Origin of the sequence: Tardiphaga alba (assembly GCF_018279705.1) — a bacterium.
GTDB classification, from domain to species: domain Bacteria; phylum Pseudomonadota; class Alphaproteobacteria; order Rhizobiales; family Xanthobacteraceae; genus Tardiphaga; species Tardiphaga alba.
Map to the genome: position 1 here is coordinate 4,958,676 of NZ_CP036498.1, position 21,856 is coordinate 4,980,531.

Annotated in this window: 17 protein-coding genes and 1 pseudogene; 10 read left to right on the top strand and 8 right to left on the bottom strand. The window is 61.7% G+C overall.

The features are described from left to right. Positions 1–127: 127 nt before the first annotated feature. The 8 genes from RPMA_RS23765 to RPMA_RS23795 form a co-directional block, all read right to left on the bottom strand. The gene (locus RPMA_RS23765; protein WP_249225375.1) at positions 128–1,138 is read right to left on the bottom strand and encodes an FAD-dependent monooxygenase family protein; all 1,011 of its coding nucleotides are present in this window, start codon (positions 1,136–1,138) and stop codon (positions 128–130) included. After that, positions 1,081–1,269 carry a hypothetical protein gene (locus tag RPMA_RS28610; protein ID WP_408056565.1) on the bottom strand — a complete coding sequence of 63 codons (189 nt, stop codon included), beginning with the start codon at positions 1,267–1,269 and terminating at the stop codon, positions 1,081–1,083. Before RPMA_RS28610 ends, RPMA_RS23765 begins: the two co-directional genes overlap by 58 nt. A 209-nt stretch (positions 1,270–1,478) precedes the next feature. Further along, the gene (locus RPMA_RS23770; RefSeq protein ID WP_211910117.1) at positions 1,479–2,249 is read right to left on the bottom strand and encodes an SDR family NAD(P)-dependent oxidoreductase; all 771 of its coding nucleotides are present in this window, start codon (positions 2,247–2,249) and stop codon (positions 1,479–1,481) included. Between the two features lie 141 nt (positions 2,250–2,390). Continuing rightward, positions 2,391–3,533 carry a pimeloyl-CoA dehydrogenase small subunit gene (gene pimD, locus RPMA_RS23775; protein ID WP_211910118.1) on the bottom strand — a complete coding sequence of 381 codons (1,143 nt, stop codon included), beginning with the start codon at positions 3,531–3,533 and terminating at the stop codon, positions 2,391–2,393. Between the two features lie 215 nt (positions 3,534–3,748). Continuing rightward, positions 3,749–4,936: a pimeloyl-CoA dehydrogenase large subunit gene (gene pimC / locus RPMA_RS23780; protein WP_211910119.1), complete on the bottom strand. Its 1,188-nt coding sequence runs from the start codon at positions 4,934–4,936 to the stop codon at positions 3,749–3,751. Positions 4,937–4,962: 26 nt separating this feature from the next. Next, positions 4,963–6,150, bottom strand: a complete 1,188-nt coding sequence (locus RPMA_RS23785) for an acetyl-CoA C-acyltransferase (protein ID WP_211910120.1) — start codon at positions 6,148–6,150, stop codon at positions 4,963–4,965. Positions 6,151–6,167: 17 nt separating this feature from the next. Then, positions 6,168–7,835, bottom strand: coding sequence for a dicarboxylate--CoA ligase PimA (gene pimA / locus RPMA_RS23790; protein WP_211910121.1), 1,668 nt, complete (start codon positions 7,833–7,835; stop codon positions 6,168–6,170). A 201-nt stretch (positions 7,836–8,036) separates the two neighbouring features. Then, on the bottom strand, positions 8,037–10,118 hold the full coding sequence (locus RPMA_RS23795) for a 3-hydroxyacyl-CoA dehydrogenase NAD-binding domain-containing protein (protein WP_211910122.1): 2,082 nt from the start codon (positions 10,116–10,118) through the stop codon (positions 8,037–8,039). A gap of 207 nt (positions 10,119–10,325) precedes the next feature. On the opposite strand from RPMA_RS23795, the gene RPMA_RS23800 reads away from it, so the two are divergent. From RPMA_RS23800 to RPMA_RS23845, 10 genes and pseudogenes are all read left to right on the top strand, one after another. Further along, on the top strand, positions 10,326–11,195 hold the full coding sequence (locus tag RPMA_RS23800; RefSeq protein WP_211910123.1) for an IclR family transcriptional regulator: 870 nt from the start codon (positions 10,326–10,328) through the stop codon (positions 11,193–11,195). A gap of 42 nt (positions 11,196–11,237) precedes the next feature. Next, positions 11,238–12,065, top strand: a complete 828-nt coding sequence (locus RPMA_RS23805) for an ABC transporter ATP-binding protein (RefSeq protein ID WP_211910124.1) — start codon at positions 11,238–11,240, stop codon at positions 12,063–12,065. Further along, positions 12,062–12,775 (top strand): ABC transporter ATP-binding protein, encoded by a 714-nt coding sequence (locus RPMA_RS23810; protein ID WP_211910125.1) that lies wholly within the window; start codon positions 12,062–12,064, stop codon positions 12,773–12,775. Before RPMA_RS23805 ends, RPMA_RS23810 begins: the two co-directional genes overlap by 4 nt. Positions 12,776–12,785: 10 nt before the next feature. Next, positions 12,786–13,664, top strand: coding sequence for a branched-chain amino acid ABC transporter permease (locus RPMA_RS23815; RefSeq protein ID WP_211910126.1), 879 nt, complete (start codon positions 12,786–12,788; stop codon positions 13,662–13,664). A gap of 2 nt (positions 13,665–13,666) precedes the next feature. Then, positions 13,667–14,691, top strand: a pseudogene (locus tag RPMA_RS23820) (branched-chain amino acid ABC transporter permease). 167 nt (positions 14,692–14,858) lie between these two features. Next, on the top strand, positions 14,859–16,088 hold the full coding sequence (locus tag RPMA_RS23825) for an ABC transporter substrate-binding protein (RefSeq protein ID WP_211910128.1): 1,230 nt from the start codon (positions 14,859–14,861) through the stop codon (positions 16,086–16,088). A 223-nt stretch (positions 16,089–16,311) separates the two neighbouring features. Next, positions 16,312–17,538 carry an ABC transporter substrate-binding protein gene (locus RPMA_RS23830; protein WP_211910129.1) on the top strand — a complete coding sequence of 409 codons (1,227 nt, stop codon included), beginning with the start codon at positions 16,312–16,314 and terminating at the stop codon, positions 17,536–17,538. A gap of 153 nt (positions 17,539–17,691) precedes the next feature. Then, the gene (locus RPMA_RS23835) at positions 17,692–18,927 is read left to right on the top strand and encodes an ABC transporter substrate-binding protein (RefSeq protein ID WP_211910130.1); all 1,236 of its coding nucleotides are present in this window, start codon (positions 17,692–17,694) and stop codon (positions 18,925–18,927) included. Between the two features lie 170 nt (positions 18,928–19,097). Beyond that, the gene (locus RPMA_RS23840) at positions 19,098–20,330 is read left to right on the top strand and encodes an ABC transporter substrate-binding protein (protein ID WP_211910132.1); all 1,233 of its coding nucleotides are present in this window, start codon (positions 19,098–19,100) and stop codon (positions 20,328–20,330) included. 166 nt (positions 20,331–20,496) lie between these two features. After that, positions 20,497–21,726: an ABC transporter substrate-binding protein gene (locus RPMA_RS23845; protein ID WP_211910133.1), complete on the top strand. Its 1,230-nt coding sequence runs from the start codon at positions 20,497–20,499 to the stop codon at positions 21,724–21,726. Positions 21,727–21,856: the final 130 nt, after the last annotated feature.

Genomic DNA, 21,856 nt, shown 5'->3' on the forward strand with positions numbered 1-21,856 from the left:
GACGGGAGAAGGTCAAGACGGCAAAGGTGTAGCCTGCATGGAGCGAAGCGTAATGCAGGGCCCGGCGAGCCAGCGGAAACGCCGGTCCCCGGATTGCGCTGCGCTCCATCCGGGCTACGAACGACGGCTACAGCGCCGGCGCGATCGTCACGATCAATGCGCTGCCGACCATCGCAAGCTCGCGCGGGAGGGTCTCGCTGGCGCGGCGTGCAAATCCCTGCCCGAGTCGGCCGAGGAAGCGGCTCCAGCGCTGCATGCGCCAATACAGCGAATTCTCCAGCGTCACCGCGCGCAGGGTAAAGGCCTTGTCCTTTGCCCAGGCGTCGCATTCCTGCTTGAGCGGATCGGCATAATATTGCGCGATCTTGTCGGCAGCCATGCCGGGCGTTGCGAGCCAGTTCGGGATGTGCACGCCGCAGAGCTGCGCGACATCGACGAACACCTTGTCGGTGCCGCAGCCGCTGCCGGGGCAAGGCGACGCAAAGGCATCGCCGACCAGCACCACGCCGGGCTGCACCACATTGTCGCTCTCATAGAGATCGACGGGACGGATCTTGATGTCGCCGGAAATCGTGTAGTCGCCGATCAACGCACGCAGCTTCGGCAGGCAACTGTCGAGTGCTGCCTCCGGCGTGCGGCGCATGGCACGCACCCATGGATCACTTGCTTCGCGATAGACGAACAGATTGCCGCGCATGGTATCGCCGATCGGGAACAGCGTGACATAGGCGGTGCGATGGCGCGTTGATTCAGCAAAATAGGTCAGCGCCGGAAACGCGAAGCGCGCACGCGCTGTCGGCGCGATGTCGAAGCCCACCGAGATCGAATGGCAGGCCGAAATGACGGGGCGGCCGATCTTGAGCTGGTCGCGCAGGCTGACGCTGCCGCCATTGGCGAGCACGATCAGCCGCGCCGAAATCTCCTCACCATTGGCGAGGCCGATGATCTGGCGATCATCCGAGGTACGGACCGCGACCGCCTTGGCATGAATGGTGGTCACGATCGGCGGGATTTCGCCGCGCACGGTGTTGACCAAGGTGTCGTAGAGAAAGCCGTGCTGCTGGCTCGGGCGCCGGTCGATCACGCGGCCGAACCGCGCCAGCCAGATCTCGCTGTCATGGGTCGCTGCATTGAACACGGCATCGCGCAGGCCGGTCCTGTCGAGGCGGTCGATCTGCTGTTGGCCGGAGATCTTCTCGCAGCGGAGTTCGGGGGATGTTCGTGATGCGGCTCGACCAGAATCGTGGCGATACCGGCGCGGCCGAGCATCGCTGCCGCAGCCGAACCCGCCAGACCGCCACCAATGATCGCAATATCCGTTTGCCGCACGGGAACTCTCCGTCCAGCGGATATCCGTGCGCCCGAAATGTTAAAAATCGGGAAAGGATTGCGGCAGTGGTGAAAGGCTACCGGGGGAGATTTGTTTCGGGAGATTTCATTGCGTTCGAACACCCTCCCCTGCAGGGCAAGGTGAAGGATTACACCGACGCCGTGGTGACGCCACCGTCGATGACGATGGTCTGGCCGGTCATGAAAGTCGAGGCATCGGAGCCGAGATAGGCGACGGCGCCGGCGATTTCATGCGGCTCGCCGATCCGGCGCAGCGGCGTGGTCGATGTGCGGCGCTTGAGATTGGCTTCGTCTTCCCACAGCGCCTTGGCGAAATCGGTCTTCACGAGGCCCGGAGCAATGCAATTGACGCGCACGCCCTTTGGGCCCCATTCGCCGGCCAGCGAACGGCACAACGCGAAGTCGGCGGCCTTGGAGATGCCGTAGGCGCCGATCACCGTGGAGCCGCGCAGGCCGCCAATGGAGGAGATGATGACGACGGAGCCGCGGCCGCGCTCGGCCATGGCCGGGATCGCCTTGGCGCACAGCCAGATATTGCTCTTCACATTCGAGCCCATGATCTTGTCGAAGGCCGCATCCGCGATGTCGAGCAGCGGGCCGTAATAGGGATTCACCGCAGCGTTGCAGACCAGGATATCAATCGGGCCGTAATGCTTCACAGTACCGTCGATCAGCGCCTCGACCTCGGGTTTGCGCGAGATGTTGCAGGCAATGACATGGGCATCGCCGCCGGCCTTGCGGATCCCTGCAGCGACCTCCTCGCAGGCATCGGCCTTGCGGCTGGAGACGACAACCTTGGCGCCGAGCTGCGCCAGCAGTTCCGCCGATGCCTTGCCGATGCCGCGGCTGGAGCCGGTGACGACGGCGACCTTGCCGGTGAGATCGAAGGGATGGGTCATCGGGGACGCTTCCTTGTTATTGACTAGCTCCAGACCTCTCCCTCGTCATGGCCGGGCTTGTCCCGGCCATCCACGCCTTCGCTTCGGGCACAGACGTGGATGCCCGGCACGAGGCCTGGCATGACGAGAGATAGGCGTTTGTTACTCCGTGATCCCGCCGGCCGCCGCGACGCGACGGAGGTGGAAATCGGCATCGCCGAACTGCTGCTCGATCATGGTGAGCCGCTTGAAGTAGTGGCCGATGCGATACTCCATGGTCACGCCGACGCCGCCATGCAGCTGCACGCCGCCCTGGCCAACGAAGCGCGCGGATCGGCCGATCTGCACCTTGGCAGCAGCGACCGTCTTGGCGCGTTCGTCGAGATCGGTGAAGCTCGAGGCCATCGAGGCGAGATAGGACATGCTGCGCGCGGTCTCCAGCGCGGTGAACATGTCGGCAGCGCGGTGCTGCAGCGCCTGGAACGAGCCGATGGCGACGCCGAACTGCTTGCGCTCCTTGATATACTCGACCGAGACCTTGAGCGCCTCTTCCATCGCGCCCACCGCTTCGGCGCAGAGCGCGATGCGGGCATCATCGACTACCTGATCGATGATCGACAGGCCGTTCTCGGCATCGCCGATCACGGCATCTGCGCCGACCTCGACATTGTCGAACTTGATGTCGGCGGCACGGCTGCCGTCCTGGGTCTCGTAGCCGCGGATATCGACGCCCTTGGCGTTAGCCGGCACCAAGAATACGCCGACGCCCTTGGCATCGCGCTGGCCGCCGGCCGTGCGTGCGGTGACGACCAGCGTATCAGCGGTGTCGCCGTGGCCGACGACGAACTTCTCGCCGGACAGGGTGTAGCCCGCACCGCTTTTCTTGGCGGCGGTTTTGACGTTGCCGAGCTCGAAGCGCGAGTCGCGCTCGACCTGGGCGAAGGCCAAGGTCTTCGAGCCGTCGATGATCCCCGGCAGATGCGCGGCGCGCTGTTCGGCCGAGCCGCGGCGCAGGAAGCCGCCACCGAGCACCACCGTGTCGAGATAGGGCTCGACCACGAGGTTACGGCCGAGCGCTTCCATCACCAGCATGGTTTCGATCGGGCCGGCGCCGAAGCCGCCATCCTCTTCGCTGAACGGCAGGCCGAGCAGGCCCTGCTCCGCGAACTTGCCCCAGATCGCCTTGCTGTAACCACCCTTTTCAGCGCGATACTTCTTGCGGTTCTCGAAGTCGTAGGATGCCTTCAGCAGGCCATCCACGCTGTCCTTGAGAAGCCGTTGCTCCTCGGAAAGATCAAAATCCATTTTCTTTTCTCTCGGATCGCGCGCAACGCGCGTGTGTTGAATTTGGCTCGGGCTTTCCGAACCTCTCCCCGCTCTGCGCGGGGAGAGGTCGAAATGCGAGCGCAGCGAGTATTTCGGGTGAGGGGCAGGCCACTGCAGGAGCCGCAATGACGGCGCCTGCGGATACACCCCTCACCCCGCCCTCTCCCCGCAAGAGCGGGGCGAGGGAGAAGACATCAAAGCCCCAGCACCGCTTTCGCGATGATGTTGCGCTGGATCTCGTTGGAGCCGCCATAGATCGACACCTTGCGGTAGTTGAAATAGGTCGGCGCGATGGGCGAGGCCCAGTCGCCCTCTTCGTTCTTGCCATCGCCTTCCGGCGCGAAAGGCAGCGCGAACGGGCCGGTAACCTCGAGCAGCAGTTCGGTGAGCGTCTGCTGGATTTCCGAGCCCTTGATCTTCAGGATCGAGGAGGCCGGATCCGGCTTGCCCTTGCCGTGCTTGCCCTCGGCGGCGACGACGCGCATCTGCGTCAGTTCGAGCGCCTTCAGCTCGATCTCCGTGGCCGCGAGCTTCTGGCGGAACTGCGGGTCCTCGATCAGCGGCCTGTCACCCGACATCACGCTGGAGGCCAGCTCCTTGATGCGGCGGATGCGCTCCTTCGACATGCCGACGCGGGCGATGTTGACGCGCTCATTGCCGAGCAGGAATTTGGCGTAATCCCAGCCCTTGTTCTCCTCGCCGACGAGATTCTCGGCGGGCACCACGACCTCATCGAAGAACACTTCGTTGACTTCGACCCCGCCATCGATGGTCTGGATCGGACGGACGGTGATGCCCTTCGACTTCATGTCGATGAGGATGAAGGAGATACCCGACTGCTTCTTCGCATCGGGGTCGGTGCGGCAGAGGCAGAAGATCCAGTCGGCGTGCTGCGCCAGCGTGGTCCAGGTCTTCTGGCCGTTGACGATCCAGGTATCGCCCTTCTTCTTCGCGGTCGTCTTCAGCGAGGCAAGGTCCGACCCCGAGCCGGGCTCGGAGAAGCCCTGGCACCACCAGTCGTCCATATTGGCGATGCGCGGCAGGAAGTGCTTCTTCTGCTGCTCGTTGCCGAAGGTGTAGATGACCGGGCCGACCATGTTGACGCCGAACGGCAGCGGCGGCGGCGCCGGGGTCTTCTGCAGCTCCTCCAAGAAAATATACTGCTTGGCGGCGCTCCAGCCGGTGCCACCATATTCCTTCGGCCAATGCGGGACGGCCCAGCCCTTCTTGTTGAGGGTGCGCTGCCAATTCACCAGGTCTTCCTTACTGGTGTGGTGACCTTCCTGCAGCTTCTTGCGCACGACCGGGTCGAGATTTTCCCGGAAGAACTTGCGCACTTCCTCGCGAAACGCGACTTCTTCTGGATTGAAACTCAGATCCATCGGATCCTCCTTGATAGCAGTTTTGATTACTGAACGATTTCGAGCAGGCCGGCGGAGCCCATGCCGCCACCGACGCACATGGTGACGACGGCATACTTCGCCTTGCGGCGGCGGCCTTCGATCAATGCGTGGCCGGCGAGACGTGCGCCCGACATGCCATAGGGATGGCCCACCGAGATGGCGCCGCCATTGACGTTGAGCTTCTCCGGATCGATGCCGAGCTTGTCGCGGCAATAGATCACCTGCACGGCGAAGGCTTCGTTGAGCTCCCAGAGATCGATGTCATCGACGGTGAGACCATGGCGCTTCAGGAGACGCGGCACAGCGAACACGGGGCCGATGCCCATTTCATCCGGCTCGCAGCCGGCCGACACGAAGCCGCGGAAAATACCGAGCGGCTTGAGACCCTTCGACGCCGCGAGCTTGTCGCTCATGATCACGGTCGCGCTGGCGCCGTCCGAGAGCTGCGAGGCATTGCCGGCGGTAATGGTGAAGCCATCGCCGCGCACGGCCTTGAGGCCAGCGAGACCTTCGGCAGTGGTTTCCGGACGCGGACCTTCATCCTGCGACAGGGTGATCTGCTTCATGGAGACGGCGCCGGTCGCCTTGTCGGTCACGGCCATCTGCGTGGTGATCGGCGCCAGCTCGTCGTTGAACTTGCCACCCTGCTGCGCGGCCGCGGTGCGGCGCTGGCTTTCGAGGCCGTATTCGTCCTGCTTCTCGCGCGAGATGCCGTAACGCTTCGCCACCGTCTCGGCGGTGTCGAGCATCGGCATATAGACGTCGGCCTTGATCTTCAGCAATTCGGGATCGACGGTGTGAAACTTGTTGGCGTGATCGTTCTGCACCAGCGAGATCGACTCGCCACCGCCGCCAACCGCGATCTCGACGCCGTCGAAGATCACCGAGCGGGCTGCGAGCGCGATGGCCTGCAGGCCCGAGGCGCACTGGCGATCGATGGTGGTGCCGGCGACAGTCACCGGCAGGCCGGCGCGCAGCAGCGCCTTGCGCGCGATATTGCCGCCGGTGGCGCCCTGCTGAAGGGCTGCGCCCATCACCACATCCTCGACTTCCTTGGGGTCGATGCCTGCGCGCTTCACGGCATGCTCGATGGCATGGCCGAGCAGCGTCGCGCCTTCGGTGGCATTGAGTGCGCCACGATAGGCCTTGCCGATGGGGGTACGGGCAGTTGAAACGATGACGGCGTCGGTCATGTGTATCCTCCAGGTCTTTATTGTTGGCTGAGTGTGGGCGTGGCGATCAAGTCGCGCAAGGCGTGGCGCGAGAGTTTTCCGACCGTGGTGCGCGGCAAATCGGTCATGAATTCGACGGCGGCCGGCAATTCGTGCTTGCCGAGCTTGCTGGTGAGAAATGTGCGCAGATCGTCGGCCGTGAACGGCTCTGCACCATTGCGTAGCGAGATAAAGGCCTTCGCCGCCTCGCCGCGATAATCGTCCTTCACGCCGATGACGATGACTTCCTGCACGGATGGATGGGTGTAGATCGCCTGCTCGATCATCTGCGGATAGACGTTGAACCCGCCGGAGATGATCATGTCCTTCTTGCGATCGACCAGATAGTAGTAGCCGTCTTCGTCCATATAGCCGATGTCGCCGGTGAGGAAGCGATCGCCGACAAAGGCTTCCGCAGTTTCCTGCGGGCGATTCCAGTAGCCCTTGGTCACGTTCGGCCCTTTGATGCGGATCTCGCCGGTCTCACCGATGCCGAGCACCTTTGACGGATCTTCGAGCGACACCACATCGAGCTCGATGCCGGGCAAAGCGAGGCCGATCGAACCGGGCTTGTCGAGGCCTTCGGCGGAATGCGCCGTGCCGGGCGAGCAGGTCTCGGTCATGCCCCAGCCGCTCTTCAGCTTGAGGCCGGTCTTATTCTCGAACAGTCGCGCGACTTCCACCGGCAGCGGCGCGCCGCCGGAGCTGGCGACGGCAAGCGAGGACAGATCGCGAGTTTCCAGCGACGAATCGGCAGCGATGGCGATCCACATGGTGGGGACGCCGGGGAACACGGTGGCTTTCTTCTTCTCGATATCATCGAGAACGCCGGTGACATCGAAGCGCTGATGCAGCGAGATCGTGTCGCCGACACTGATGCGACCGAGCAGAATCACCGTCAGCGCATAGATGTGGAACAGCGGCAGCGTACAGATCACGCGCTCGACACGGTTGCGCTCGGCACGCGACGGCGCGCCCCAGACATTGTAGATCGACACCGCCGAGGTGAGATTGCTGTGGCTCAGCATCGCGCCTTTCGGCAAGCCGGTGGTGCCGCCGGTATATTGCAGTAGCGCGATATCGTCGGGCGAGATGTTCGGCCATTCCGCAGGCGGCGTGGCGCCTGCGGCGAAATTACGGAAGGTGACGATCCTGGGATCGCTCGGAAGCGACAGCTGCGGCGTGCCAATGGCGCCCCAGTCATCGTCCTCGCAGACGATCAATTGGTCGAGCAGGCCCTTGTCGAGAAACTTGAGCGCCATCGGCAGGAGTGCGGCGAGATTGCTGGTGACCAGCACGCGCGCACCGGAGTCGCTCAGCTTGTGCGACAGCGCGATCTCGCCATCGAGCGGCGACAGATGCACGAGGCGAGCGCCCGCCTTCAGCGCCCCGAAGAAATTGACGGGATGGTCCGGCGTGTTGCCGAGAAACAGCGCGATGGTGGCGCCGGGGCCAAGACCGACGCGGATGAAACTGGCGGCGGCGAGATCGGCGCGGGATTGCAGATCGGTGAAGGAGATCGGCTTGCTGCGGAACTCGATGGCGGTGCGTGTGGTGTAGTCGCGTGCAGCGTCGGCCAGCAGGCCCGGCAAGGTGCCGCGCGCAATCGGCGCGTCCCAACGCACGCCTTTGGGATAATATTTATCGCCGGGGTAGGAAGACGTCATGCGCGCTTGTCCGCATGTTGAAGTAATCGGGACTGGACAGAAGTGTCCCCTCCCCCTTGCGGGGAGGGTCAGGGTGGGGGTAGCCACAAACGCCGTCGTCCGTGGCCACCCCCACCTCCGGCTCCTCCCCGCCTAGCGAAGCTTCGCTTCGCACGGGGGAGGAGAGCAGGCAGAGCCTGCGTCATCTAAGTCGTCTCGACCTCAGCCCTTAAGCGAAGCAAACGTCTTGCCTTCGTCCGCAAGCTTCTTCAGCAGCGGGGCCGGCTCCAGCGACGGGTCGTTGGTCTGCTTGGCGTAGAACGACAGGCGATCGGCGATTTCCTTGAGGCCGACGAGATCGGCATAGAACATCGGGCCGCCGCGATAGATCGGCCAGCCATAGCCGTACAGCCAGATCACATCGATGTCGCTCGGACGCGAGGCGATCTTCTCTTCGAGGATGCGGGCGCCTTCGTTGATCATCGGATACACCATCCGTTCCAGGATCTCCTGGTCGCCGATGGCCCGACGTGTGAGACCAAGGCGCTTGCAGGTCTCGTCGATGAGCGTCTCGACTTCCGGATCCGGGATCGGCGCGCGCGAGCCGGCTTCATACTTGTAGTAGCCCTTGCCGGTCTTTTGGCCGAAGCGGCCGGCTTCGCACAGCGCGTCGGCGATTTCCGACTTGATGCCGCGGTCCTGACGCGAGCGCCAGCCGATATCGAGGCCGGCGAGATCGCCCATGGCAAACGGGCCCATCGGCAAGCCGAACTTGGTGACGACGGCATCGACCTGCTGCGGCAGCGCGCCTTCGAACAACAGTTTTTCGGACTGCTTGGAGCGGGCTGCCAGCATGCGGTTGCCGACAAAGCCGTCGCAGACGCCGACCACAGCCGGAACTTTTGCAATTTTGCGCGCGATGGCCACGGCGGTGAGCAGCGCATCGGGCGCGGTCTTCTCGGCGCGCACGATCTCGCACAGCTTCATGACATTGGCCGGCGAGAAGAAGTGCATGCCGAGCACGTCCTGCGGACGCTTGGTGACGGCGGCGATGTCATTGATGTTCAGATAGGAAGTGTTGGAGGCCAGCACCGCGCCCGGCTTGGCGTGGGCGTCGATGGCGGTGAACACTTCCTTCTTGATGGCCATGGTCTCGAACACGGCCTCGATGATCAGGTCCGCATCCTTGACGTTATCGAGGCCGACCTTGCCATTGATCAGCGCCATGCGCTTGGCCGGTGCATCCGCCGGGATGCCGCCGCGGGCCGCGGTGTTCTCCCAGTTCTTCTGCATGATGCCGAGGCCGCGCTTGAGCTGCTCCTCGCCGGTCTCGATCAGAGTGACCGGAATGCCGGCATTGGCGAAGGACATGGCGATGCCGCCGCCCATGGTGCCGGCGCCGATGATGGCGACGCGCTCGACCGGGCGCGGCTTCGTGCTCTCCGGCACGCCCTGCACCTTGGCGGCTTCGCGCTCGGAGAAGAAGGCATAACGCTGCGCCTTCGACTGGTCGTCGGCGACCAGCTTCAGGAACATTTCACGCTCCTTCTTCAGCGCCTCATCGAATGGCGTATCCAGCGTCCAGCTCACCGCTTCGGCGCAAGCCAGCGGCGCATTCATGCCGCGGTTCTTCTTGTTGGCGGCAGCGGCGGCATTGGTGAAGATCGAGCGGTCGGCCTTGGCAGCAGCGAGCTTCGAATCGTCGTTCTTCAGCACGCGCAGCGGGCGCTTCTCGGCGACGACTTTCTTCGCGAATGCGACGGCGCCCGCCTTCGGGCCTTCGACGATTTCTTCGATCAGGCCGTTCTTAAGCGCTTCCGATGCGCTGATCGGATTACCGGTGACGATCATCTGCACGGCGAGTTCGGGACCGACCGCGCGCGGCAGGCGCTGGGTGCCGCCGGCACCGGGCAACAGGCCGAGCTTCACTTCGGGCAGGCCAAGCTTGGCTTCCTTGACGGCGACGCGGAAGTGACAGCCGAGCGTAAGCTCGAGGCCGCCGCCGAGCGCGGTGCCGTGGATCGCGGCGATGACAGGCTTAGAGCAATTCTCGATTTCGGCGATGACTTCGCTGAGGCCCGGCGACTGCGGCGGCTTGCCGAACTCGGTGATGTCGGCGCCGGCAATGAAGGTGCGGCCTTCGCAGGCGATGACAATCGCCTTCACGGCGCTGTCGGCATTCGCGGCCTTCACATTGTCGAAGATACCGCGGCGAACCGCCGCACTGAGGGCATTCACCGGCGGCGAATTGACCATCACGACGGCCACATCATCATGACGTTCAAGCTTCACGACATCGCTCACGGCATTCTCCTTGGGTCGAAATCAGGACTGATTTTTGTTGTTTCGCAGTGCGAAATTTAATTCCACATCTTGACAGGCAGGGTTATTTTGAAGAGCGTCCGTTGTCAACGAGGGCGCCCGACAGAAAAACCAATCTGGGCGCAAGCTCTCGCGAAAACAAATAGACGTCATCGAACAAGTTGACGTGAGACACATCATCGGGGAAGCGTGAAGCGTTCAGTAAAATCAGCGGCGACCGATCGCAATTTCGTCGTCGCACTGGCGCGTGGCCTCGATGTGCTGCGTGCGTTCCGTCCGAATGACGGAATGCTCGGCAATCAGGAAATCGCGGCGCGCACCAATCTTCCAAAGCCGACGATCTCACGTCTCACCTATACGCTGACAAAGCTCGGCTACCTTACGCCTGTTCCGCGCTTCGAGAAGTACCAACTCGCGCCAGCAGCCATGGCCCTGGGGTATGCCGCACTTGCGAACCTCGGCATTCGCTCGCTGTCCGAGCCATTTCGTGACGAATTGATGCGACAGACCGGCGGCGCCTGCGCGATCGGCGCACGCGATCGTCTCAGCATGATTTATTTCGGGCAGTCGCGCTCGTCCATGACCGTCGGCGTTCAGCTCGATGTCGGCTCCCGCATCCCGATCGCGACGACCGCAATGGGCCGCGCTTATTTCTGGGCATTGCCTGCAGAAGAGCGCGCCCAATTGCTGCGCGAGTTTCGCGAACATTACGGCAGCCGCTGGGCAAAGATGCGTGACGGCCTCGAACAAGCCGGCGAGATGGTTGCCAAATATGGATTCGTGATTTCCGCCGGTGAATGGCAGGACGATGTACACGCGGCCGGCGTCGCACTCACTTTGAACGATGGCACAGGCCCTTACGCATTCAATTGCGGCGCACCTGCATTTCGTTTCACGGAAGAGCGACTACGCAACGACATTGGACCTCGCTTACTCGCGATGGTAAGAAACATCGAGGCGGCGCTTGGGGGACTCGCGGCGCCGCAACCAAAAAAAACAGAACCAAAGAAAAACAAATCAGGAGGGAAAGTTGCTCGTATTGTTGAAGGGCTCGGATAGCCTTCACTGCGATGGCCTTCGTCATAGCGAAGGACATCGCACATGACGCAGGCACAAGTCGCACAAACCCACTCGGCGCCGCGCGCGCCTGCTGCATCGGGAGCACCGCTGCTGCAGGTCAACGACGTCAGCGTCGTGTTCGGCGGCATCATTGCATTGAACGGCGTCTCGTTCGATATGCAAAAGGGCCACATCCTCGGCCTTATCGGACCGAACGGCGCCGGCAAGACGACGCTGTTCAACTGCCTCAGCCGGCTCTATCAGCCGAGCAAGGGCGACATCCTGATGGAAGGCCAGTCGATCCTGACACGGCCCGCCCACAAGATTTCCGAAATCGGCATCGGCCGCACCTTCCAGAACGTCGCGCTGTTTCCGAACCTCACGGTTCGCGACAATGTCCGCGTCGGCAAGCATGCGCGCACCAATAGCGACATCGTCAGTGATGCGCTGAAGCTGCCATGGGTGCGCCGCGGCGAAACGGCGATCAACAAGGACGTCAACGACATCCTTGATTATCTCAACCTGCAGGACGTTGCCGACACCGTGGTGTCAGGCCTGCCGTTCGGCACCCAGAAGCGCGTCGAGCTCGCCCGCGCGCTTGCGGCCGAGCCGAAGATCCTGCTGCTGGACGAGCCTGCCGGCGGCCTCAATCACGAGGAGGTCTATGTCCTCGGCGATCTCATTCGCCGCATCCGCGACGAACGCGATGTCACCGTGCTGCTCGTCGAGCATCACATGGGCCTCGTGATGTCGATCGCCGACCATGTGGTCGCGCTCAACTTCGGCAAGAAACTCGCGGAAGGCACCCCGGCTGCCGTCCAGAAAGACCCGGCTGTCATCAAGGCCTATCTGGGGGACAAGGATTCATGAGCACGATGCTCCATGTGAAAGACCTGCGCGCCTATTACGGCCAGGTCCAGGCGCTGCACGGCCTCGAATTCGACCTCAAGGAAGGCAGCCTCACCACACTGCTCGGCGCCAATGGTGCCGGCAAGACCACCACGCTGCGGGCGATCTGCAACATGGTGCGCTCCACCGGCTCGATCGAGTTCGAGGGCAAGAAGCTCGACAACAAGTCGACCGAGAGCATCGTGCGCCTGGGCATCGCCCATGTGCCGCAGGGCCGCGGCACCTTCACCACCATGACGGTGGAAGAGAACCTGCAGCTCGGCGCCATCAGCCGCAAGGACACCAAGGCGATCGATGACGATATCGAGCGCATGTATGACCACTTCCCGGTGCTCAAGCAGCGCCACACCCAGCAGGCCGGCACGCTGTCCGGCGGCGAACAGCAGATGCTCGCGGTCGCCCGCGCACTGATGCTGCGGCCCCGCCTGATGCTGCTGGACGAGCCCTCCTTCGGCCTGGCGCCGCTGATCGTGCGGGATCTGTTCAAGATCCTCGGCAAGATCAACCGCGAGGACAAGGTTTCGATCCTGGTCGTCGAACAGAACGCACAGCTCGCGCTCGAACTCGCCGACAAGGCCTATGTGATCGAAACAGGACGCATCGTGATGTCCGGCACCGCCGACGAGATCGCGAACAACGAAGACGTCCGTAAATCCTATCTGGGATATTGAGGGGGAAGCCATGGAGCTGTTTACCAACCAAGTCCTGGCTGGCATTGCCACGGGCGCGATCTATGCCTGTATGGCGCTCGCGGTCGTGATGATCTACCAGGCCATCGACCATCTGAACTTCGCCCAGGGCGAAATGGCGATGTTCTCGACCTTCGTCGCCTGGCAATTGATGCAATGGGGCACGCCCTACTGGGTCGCTTTCATCCTGGTGCTGGTGTTCTCGTTCATCGGCGGTGTCGTGATCGAGCGCGCTTTGTTCAAGCCGCTCGCCAAGGCGCCGGTGCTGACCCATGTCGCCGGCTTCATCGCGCTGTTCGCCATCGTGAACAGCGTCGCCGGCCTGACCTGGGACTTCACCATCAAGCAGTTCCCGTCGCCCTTCGGCTCTGCCCCGTTCCTGGGCAGCCAGCTGATCTCGACCCATCAGGCCGGCATGATCGGCGTCACCTTGATGCTGCTGATCCTGCTGTTCCTGTTCTTCCGCTTCACCCGCGTGGGTCTGGCGATGCGTGCTGCGGCAGTGATGCCGGAATCGGCCCGCCTCGTCGGCATCAACACCTCGTGGATGATTGCACTCGGCTGGGGCATGGCGGCCGCGATCGGTTCGATCGCCGGCATGCTGATCGCTCCCGTCGTGTTCCTGGAGCCCAACATGATGGGCGGCGTGCTGATCTACGGCTTCGCGGCCGCCGTCGTCGGCGGCTTGTCGAGCCCGCTCGGCGCCGTGATCGGTGGCTTCCTGGTCGGCATCTTCGAGAACCTTGTCGGCACCTATATTCCGGGTGTCGGTAACGAGCTCAAGCTGCCCATCGCGCTGGCGCTGATCATCACCGTACTGGTCGTCAAACCCCATGGCCTGTTCGGCCGCACCATCGTGAAGCGAGTGTGATCATGAGCACCGTGCAAGAAGTCTCCTCTGCTCCGGTCGTCGCCGCTGTCCCCAAAAAGGCAATGTCGCTCGGTCCGGGTGCCTCGCTGGTGTTGCTCGCCCTCCTCGCGATCACGCCGTTCTTCGTGAAGAACTTCATCATCTTCCAGATGACGATGGTTCTGATCTACGCGATCGCGGTGCTGGCGCTGAACATCCTCACGGGTGCCAGCGGCCAGTTCTCGCTCGGCCAGAGCGCGTTCTACGCGCTCGGCGCCTATACGTCGGCGATCCTGATCGAACATGCCGGCATGAACTATGCGCTCACGCTTCCGTTTGCCGGCATCGTCTGCTTCATCGCCGGCTTCCTGTTCGGCCTGCCCGCGCTGCGGCTGTCCGGCATCTATCTCGCGCTGGCGACCTTCGCGCTGGCCGTGGCGATGCCGCAACTGCTGAAGCTCGGCGTGTTCGAACACTGGACCGGCGGCGTGCAGGGCCTCGTCGTCACCAAGCCGGATGCACCGGAGATCTTCGCCTCCATGGGCTGAAGGTGTCGCAGGACATGTGGCTTTATTTCTTCACCCTCGTCGTCGCGATCGTCATCTATATCGTGTCGGTCAATCTGCTGAAGTCGCGCTCAGGCCGCGCGATGATGTCGATCCGCGACAATGAAATCGCGGCCTCCGCGATGGGTGTCGATATGGCGCTCTACAAGACCCTCGCCTTCGGCGTCTCCGCCGGCATCACCGGCATCGCCGGCGGTCTCGGCGCCATCGCCGTGCAGTTCGTGGCGCCGGATGGCTACACCATTCAGCTCGCCATCGCGCTGTTCCTCGGAATGGTCGTGGGCGGCGTCGGCTGGTTGCCGGGCTCGCTCGCCGGTGCGCTGTTCATCGTGTTCGTCCCGAACATCGCTGAGCACGTCTCGAAGGGTCTGTCCGGCGCCGTGTTCGGCGTCATCCTGATCTTCATCATCTTCCTGCTGCCGAACGGTGCGCGTCAGCTCGCTTACGGTGCGCAGGCGATGTTCAGCAAGATGCGGCGCTGATCGATCCGTTCATCATTAACTTTAAGACAGATAAGCCCCTGCGACGAAAGTTGTGGGGGCTTTTTCTTGCCAGCTACAAGCGAACCGTATTCAATCGCCGCCGACCAATGTGGTCCAATGAAAAGACAAAAAGAACTTCACTCACAAAGATCTAGGGAGATCCCGGAATGCCTTTGCTTGGTACGCGCGCGACGTCCTTTTTGCTCGCCGCATCTGTCTCCGTCGCACTCACCGGCAGCGCGCTCGCGCAGAAGAAATACGATACCGGCGCCACCGATAAGGAAATCAAGATCGGCAACATCATGCCCTATAGCGGACCCGCATCCGCCTATGGCGTAATCGGCACGATCGAGGCCGCCTATTTCAAAATGATCAACGACCAGGGCGGCATCAATGGCCGCAAGATCAACTTCATCACCTATGACGACGGCTACTCGCCGCCCAAGGCGGTGGAGCAGGCACGCAAACTCGTCGAATCCGATGAAGTCCTGTTCCTCGCTTCGCCGCTCGGCACGCCGTCGAATTCGGCCATTCAGAAATACATGAATGCCAAGAAGGTGCCGCAGCTGTTCGTCTCGACCGGCGCCACCAAGTTCGGCGAGTACAAGGACTTCCCATGGACGATGGGCTGGCAGCCGGCCTATCAGAGCGAAGGCCGCATCTATGCCGCCTATCTGCTGAAGGAAAAGCCGGACGCCAAGATAGGCGTCATGTATCAGAACGACGACTTCGGCAAGGATTTGCTGAAGGGCCTGAAGGATGGTCTCGGCAGCAAGGCTGCATCGATGATCATTTCCGAAGCCAGCTATGAAGTGTCCGAGCCGACCATCGACTCGCACATCGTCAAGCTGAAGGCCGCCGGCGCGGATACATTCGTCTCGATCACCACGCCGAAATTCGCTGCCCAGGCGATCAAGCGTGTCGCCGAGCTCGGCTGGAAGCCGATGTACTTCCAGAGCAATGTCGGCGCTTCGGTCGGCGCAGTGCTGAAGCCGGCAGGTTTCGAGAATGCACAGGGCATCCTGTCTGCGGCCTATGCCAAGGACGGCGCCGATGCGCAATGGGACAATGACGAGGGTATGAAGAAATTCTACGCCTTCCTCGCCAAATATGCGCCGGACGCCAACAAGACCGACGGTTCGGTCGTGTTCGGCTATGGCCATGCCCAGACCATCGTGCAGACGCTGAAGCAGGCCGGCGACGACCTGACCCGCGCCAACATCATGAAGCAGGCGGCGAGCCTCAAGGACTTCTCACCCGACACGCTGCTGCCGGGCATCACCATCAACACCTCGGCCACCGACTTCTACCCGATCGAACAGCTGCAGATGCAGCGCTTCAAGGGCGAGAAGTGGGAGCTGTTCGGCCCGATCATCGCCGGCAAGATCGACGGCTAGTTTTCGCCGTCATGCGCGGGCTTGTCCCGCGTATCCACGTCTTCGCAGCAAGGTAGAAAGGACGTGGATGACCGGGACAAGCCCGGCCATGACGAAGAGATGAGAAGGGTCCACCACCATCTTTCTGCCACATCGACAGTGCCCCTCGCGATCGCATCGCGAGGGGTTTTTCTTTTGGCGCCGGTACCCGCGCCCCCTCGCCGCGCCGAGGATCTTTCTGGTTATGCCGACCCGCCTTCGCTCGCCTGCCTCTTTCACCTTGATCGCGGCGCTGACTGTCGCAGTCGCTTCCCCCGTAATCGCGCAGAAGACCTACGATACCGGTGCGTCCGATACCGAGATCAGGATCGGCAATATCATGCCCTATAGCGGACCGGCCTCGGCCTATGGCACCGCGGGCATCATCGAGGCCGCCTATTTCAGGATGATCAACGATCAGGGCGGCATCAACGGCCGCAAGATCAATTTCATCAGCTATGACGACGCCTATAATCCATCCAAGGCCGTCGAGCAGGCGCGCAAGCTGGTGGAATCGGATGAAGTCCTCGTAGTGTTCAACCCGCTGGGCACCCCCTCGAACACGGCCATCCTGAAATATTTGAACAGCAAGAAGGTGCCGCAACTCTTCGTCGGCGCCGGCAGCACGTCGTTCGGCGATCACAAGGCCTGGCCATGGACCATGGCGTGGCAGCCGCCCTATCAGAGCGAAGGCCGGATCTATGCCGCCTATATCCTGAAAGAAAAGCCCGATGCGAAGATCGCGGTGCTCTACCAGAACGACGACTTCGGCAAGGATGTGCTGAAGGGCCTGAAGGACGGGCTCGGCGACAAGGCATTGATGATCGTTGCCGCCGAAGGCTATGAGCTGAGCGAGCCGACCATCGACAGCCGCATCATCAATCTCAAGGCGTCCGGCGCCGATGTGTTCATCAGTGTCACCACGCCAAAATCGGCGGTGCAGGCGATCCGCAAAGTCGCAGCGCTGAACTGGAAGCCGCTTTATATCCAGGGCTATGCCAGCGCCTCGGTGGGCTCGGTGCTGAAGCCTGCCGGCCTTGACATCTCGCAGGGCATCCTGTCCGCCTATTACGCCAAGGATGGTTCCGATGCGCAGTGGGACAATGACGAGGGCATGAAGCGCTTCACGGCATTCCTTGCGAAATATGCACCCGACTACAGCCGCAACGACATCTCCACCGTTTATGGCTATGGCGTGGCCCAGGCCATGGTGCAGGTGCTGAAACAAGCCGGCGACGACCTCACCCGCGCCAATGTGATGAAGCAGGCCGCATCGTTGCGCGACTTCGTGCCGGACATCGTGTTGCCGGGCGTGAAGCTGAACACGTCGGCGAATGATCATTACCCGATCGAGCAGCTGCAGATGATGCGTTTTACCGGCGAGAAATGGGAGCCGTTCGGTCCGGTGATGTCCGGCGAAATCAATCGTTGAGATTTACCGCCGCACGGCATTCACCTGCACATTAAATCAGCCCTTCGTGAGACTCTCGCGGAGGGCTTTTCATTGCGGCGCACAGGCGAAGGGTGTTCAATCCCCGACGGAGCCACAAAGGCCCGCAAGAACAACAATCATCGGGAGTTTGAAATGCCTTCGATTCGCGCGCATGCGCTAGCACTGTCAGTCGCAACGAGCTTGAGCATCGCCGCATCCGGCCAAGCGCTTGCCCAGAAGAAATACGACACCGGCGCCACCGATACCGAGATCAAGATCGGCAACATCATGCCGTATAGCGGCCCTGCCTCATCCTACGGACTGATCGGCAAGACCGAGGCCGCTTACTTCAAGATGGTCAATGACAATGGCGGCGTGAACGGCCGCAAGATCAACTTCATCACCTATGACGACGCCTATTCGCCGCCGAAGGCCGTGGAGCAGGCGCGCAAGCTGGTGGAGTCCGACGAGGCGCTGCTGATCTTTAACTCGCTCGGCACGCCGTCCAACACCGCGTTCCAGAAATACATGAACGCCAAGAAGGTGCCGCAGCTGTTCGTCGCCACCGGCGCCAGCAAGTGGAACGATCCAAAGCACTTCCCATGGACCATGGGATGGCAGCCGAGCTACGCCGTCGAAGCGCAGATCTATGCCAAATATCTGATGAAGGAAAAGCGCGGCGCCAAGATCGCCGTGCTCTATCAGAACGACGACTTCGGCAAGGACTATCAGAAGGCGTTCAAGGAAGCGCTCGGCGCCAAGGCCGCGTCGCAGCTGGTGATCGAGGAGAGCTATGAAATCTCCGAGCCGAGCATCGACAGCCATATCGTCAAGGTGAAGTCGCTGAACCCCGATGTGGTCGTGCATTTCGTGACGCCGAAATTCGCCGCCCAGGGCATCCGTAAGATCGGCGAGCTCGGCTGGAAGCCGCTGCAGCTCGTCACCAATGTCAGCGTCTCCGTCGGCGCTGTGATGCAGCCCGCCGGCTTCGACAATGCGCAGGGCGTGCTGTCGGCGGACTATCGCAAGGACGGCGCGGACTCACAGTGGAACAACGACCCCGGCATGAAGAAGTGGTCGGCCTTCGTCGATAAATACATGCCGGGCGCCGACCGCACCGACAACAGTCTGGTCTATGGTTATGGCGCTGCGCAGACCATGGTGAAGGTGCTGGAAATGGCTGGCGACAACCTCACCCGTGAGAATGTGATGAAGCAGGCGGCCAGTCTGAAGGACTTTGCGCCGGACACGCTGCTGCCGGGCATCACGATCTCCACTTCGGCCACCGACTATGCGCCGATCGCGCAGCTCCGCATGATGCGCTTCAAGGGCGACAAGTGGGAGCTGTTCGGCGACGTCATCAATGCCGACACGCCAGCGCCGGAGTAAGCGCAACGCACTCGCTGCATCGCACGCAGTTTATAGCAATTCCTGGCCCCTGCGATTTTGTCGCAGGGGCTTTTTCTTGTGACGCGACAGAGACGGGCGTTCAATATGTCGCAGGAGCCGCAGAGCTCCGCAAAAACTGTTGGGACGAAACGACTACGGGAGACTTTTGGATGCTCGCACGATCTTTGCGTCTGGCAGCGACCTCCGCTGCACTGACCTTGCTGCTCTCCACCACCGGCGCATTTGCGCAGAAGAAATACGACACCGGCGCCACCGACACCGAAATCAAGATCGGCAACATCATTCCCTATAGCGGCCCCGCCTCCGCTTACGGCGTGATCGGCAAGACCGAGGCCGCCTATTTCAACATGGTCAACGCCAATGGCGGCGTGAACGGGCGCAAGATCAACTTCATCAGCTATGACGATGCCTATTCGCCGCCGAAGGCCGTGGAGCAGGTCCGCAAGCTGGTGGAGAGCGACGAGGTACTGGTCGTGTTCAATCCGCTCGGAACGCCGTCGAACACCGCGATCCAGAAATATCTGAACGGCAAGAAAGTGCCGCAGCTGTTCGTGGCCACCGGCGCCACCAAGTGGAACGATCCGAAGAATTTTCCCTGGACCATCGGCTGGCAGCCCTCCTATCAGAGCGAGGCCGTGATCTATGCGAAATATCTGCTGAAGGAGAAGCCGAACGCGAAAATCGGAATCATCTATCAGAACGACGACTTCGGTAAGGACTACCTGAAAGGGTTCCGCGACGGCCTCGGCGCCAAGGCAGCCTCGATGATCACCGTCGAGGATAGCTACGAAGTTGCCGAGCCCACGATGGATACCCATGTGGTGAAGGTCAAATCCGCCAATCCCGATGTGCTGATGATCTTTGCGTCGCCGAAATTCGCCGCGCAGATCATCCGCAAGACCGGCGAACTCGGCTGGAAGCCACTGCAAATCATGACCAATGTCAGCATCTCCGTCGGTGCGGTGATGCAGCCAGCAGGCTTCGAGAATGCGCAAGGCGTGCTGTCGGCCTCCTACAGCAAGGACGGCACAGACCAGCAGTGGAAAGACGATCCCGGCATCAAGAAGTGGTCGGCTTTTCTCGACAAGTACTATCCCGAGGCCAACAAGGCCGACTCCGGAACGATCTATGGCTATGGCGCCGCACAGACGCTGGTGAAGGTGCTGGAAATGTGCGGTGACGATCTCACCCGTGCCAATGTCATGAAACAGGCCGCTAGTCTGAAGGACTATGTGCCGGACACGATGCTACCCGGTGTGAAGATCAACACCTCGCCGACTGACTTCGCACCGATCTCGCAACTGCAGATGCAGCGCTTCAAGGGCCAGGCCTGGGAGCGCTTCGGTGAGATCTTCAGCGGCGACGTGGCGGCAACGCAGTAATCCTTTCTGCACCGGCCAAAAAAGACACAACAATACCGCCCCGCGACCATGTCGCGGGGGCTTTTTCTTGCCGGGGAACCCTCGCGGGTGTTGAATGACCACAGGAGCCGCAGAGCTCCAGCGTCAAGAAACGTGACACATCAAAAAATCATCAGGGAGACCCGAAATGCCTGCAATGCATCTGCGTTTGGCCGTGCTTCCGGCTGCCGTCGCGATCCTCGCCGCCGCCACGTCCGGCGCGCTGGCCCAGAAGAAATATGGACCGGGCGTCACCGACACCGAAATCAAGATCGGCAATATCATGCCCTATAGCGGACCGGCTTCCGCTTACGGCGTGATCGGCAAGACCGAGGAAGCCTATTTCAAGAAGATTAATGCCGAAGGCGGCATCAATGGCCGCAAGATCAATTTCATCAGCTATGACGACGCCTATTCCCCACCGAAGACGGTGGAACAGGCCCGCAAGCTGGTCGAGAGCGACGAGGTGCTGCTCGTCTTCAATCCACTCGGCACGCCGCCCAATTCGGCGATCCACAAATACATGAACACCAAGAAGGTGCCGCAGCTGTTCGTGGCCACCGGCGCCACCAAGTGGAACGATCCGAAGGACTTTCCCTGGACGATGGGCTGGCAGCCCTCCTATCAGAGCGAAACCCAGATCTATGCCAAATATCTGCTGAAGGAGCGCCCGAATGCCAAGATCGGCGTGCTCTACCAGAACGACGATTACGGCAAGGACTATCTGAAAGGTCTGAAAGACGGCCTCGGCAGCAAGGCTGCCTCGATGATCGTGATGGAGGAAAGCTATGAGACATCCACACCGACGGTCGATAGCCACATCGTCAAGCTGAAGGCCTCCGGCGCCGACGTCTTCATCAACATCACCACACCGAAATTCGCCGCGCAGGCCATCAAGAAATCGGCGGAGATCGGCTGGAAGGCGGAGCACTTCCTCAACAACGTGTCGGCCTCGGTCGGCAGCGTGATGAAACCGGCGGGCTTCGAGAACGGCCAGGGCATCATCTCGGCGGCCTATGCGAAGGACGTCTCCGATCCGCAGTGGAAAGACGATGCCGGCATGAAGACCTTCCTGGCTTTCATGGACAAGGATTTCCCGGAAGGAAACAAGCTCGACAACAACGTCATCGTTGGCTACGGCGCAGCGCAGACCCTGGTGAAGGTGCTGCAGATGTGCGGCAATGATCTTACCCGCGAGAATGTCATGAAGCAGGCCGCCAGCCTGAAGGACTATCGCACGGAGATCCTGCTGCCGGGCATCAAGATCAACACCTCGGCCACCGACTTCGCACCGATCAGCCAGTTGCAGCTGATGCGGTTCAAGGGCGAGAAATGGGAACTGTTCGGCGACATCATCAGCGCTGACGTCGGCGGCTGATCATTCCTTCAAATGAAATAAGCGGGGCCTGCGACCAAAGTCGGCGCAGGCTTCGCGCGTTTTGGGACGCTTTCCATTTGTGTCCGTACGCATTCGCGGTAAGACCGCCTCGCAGACGCGAAAGCGCGTT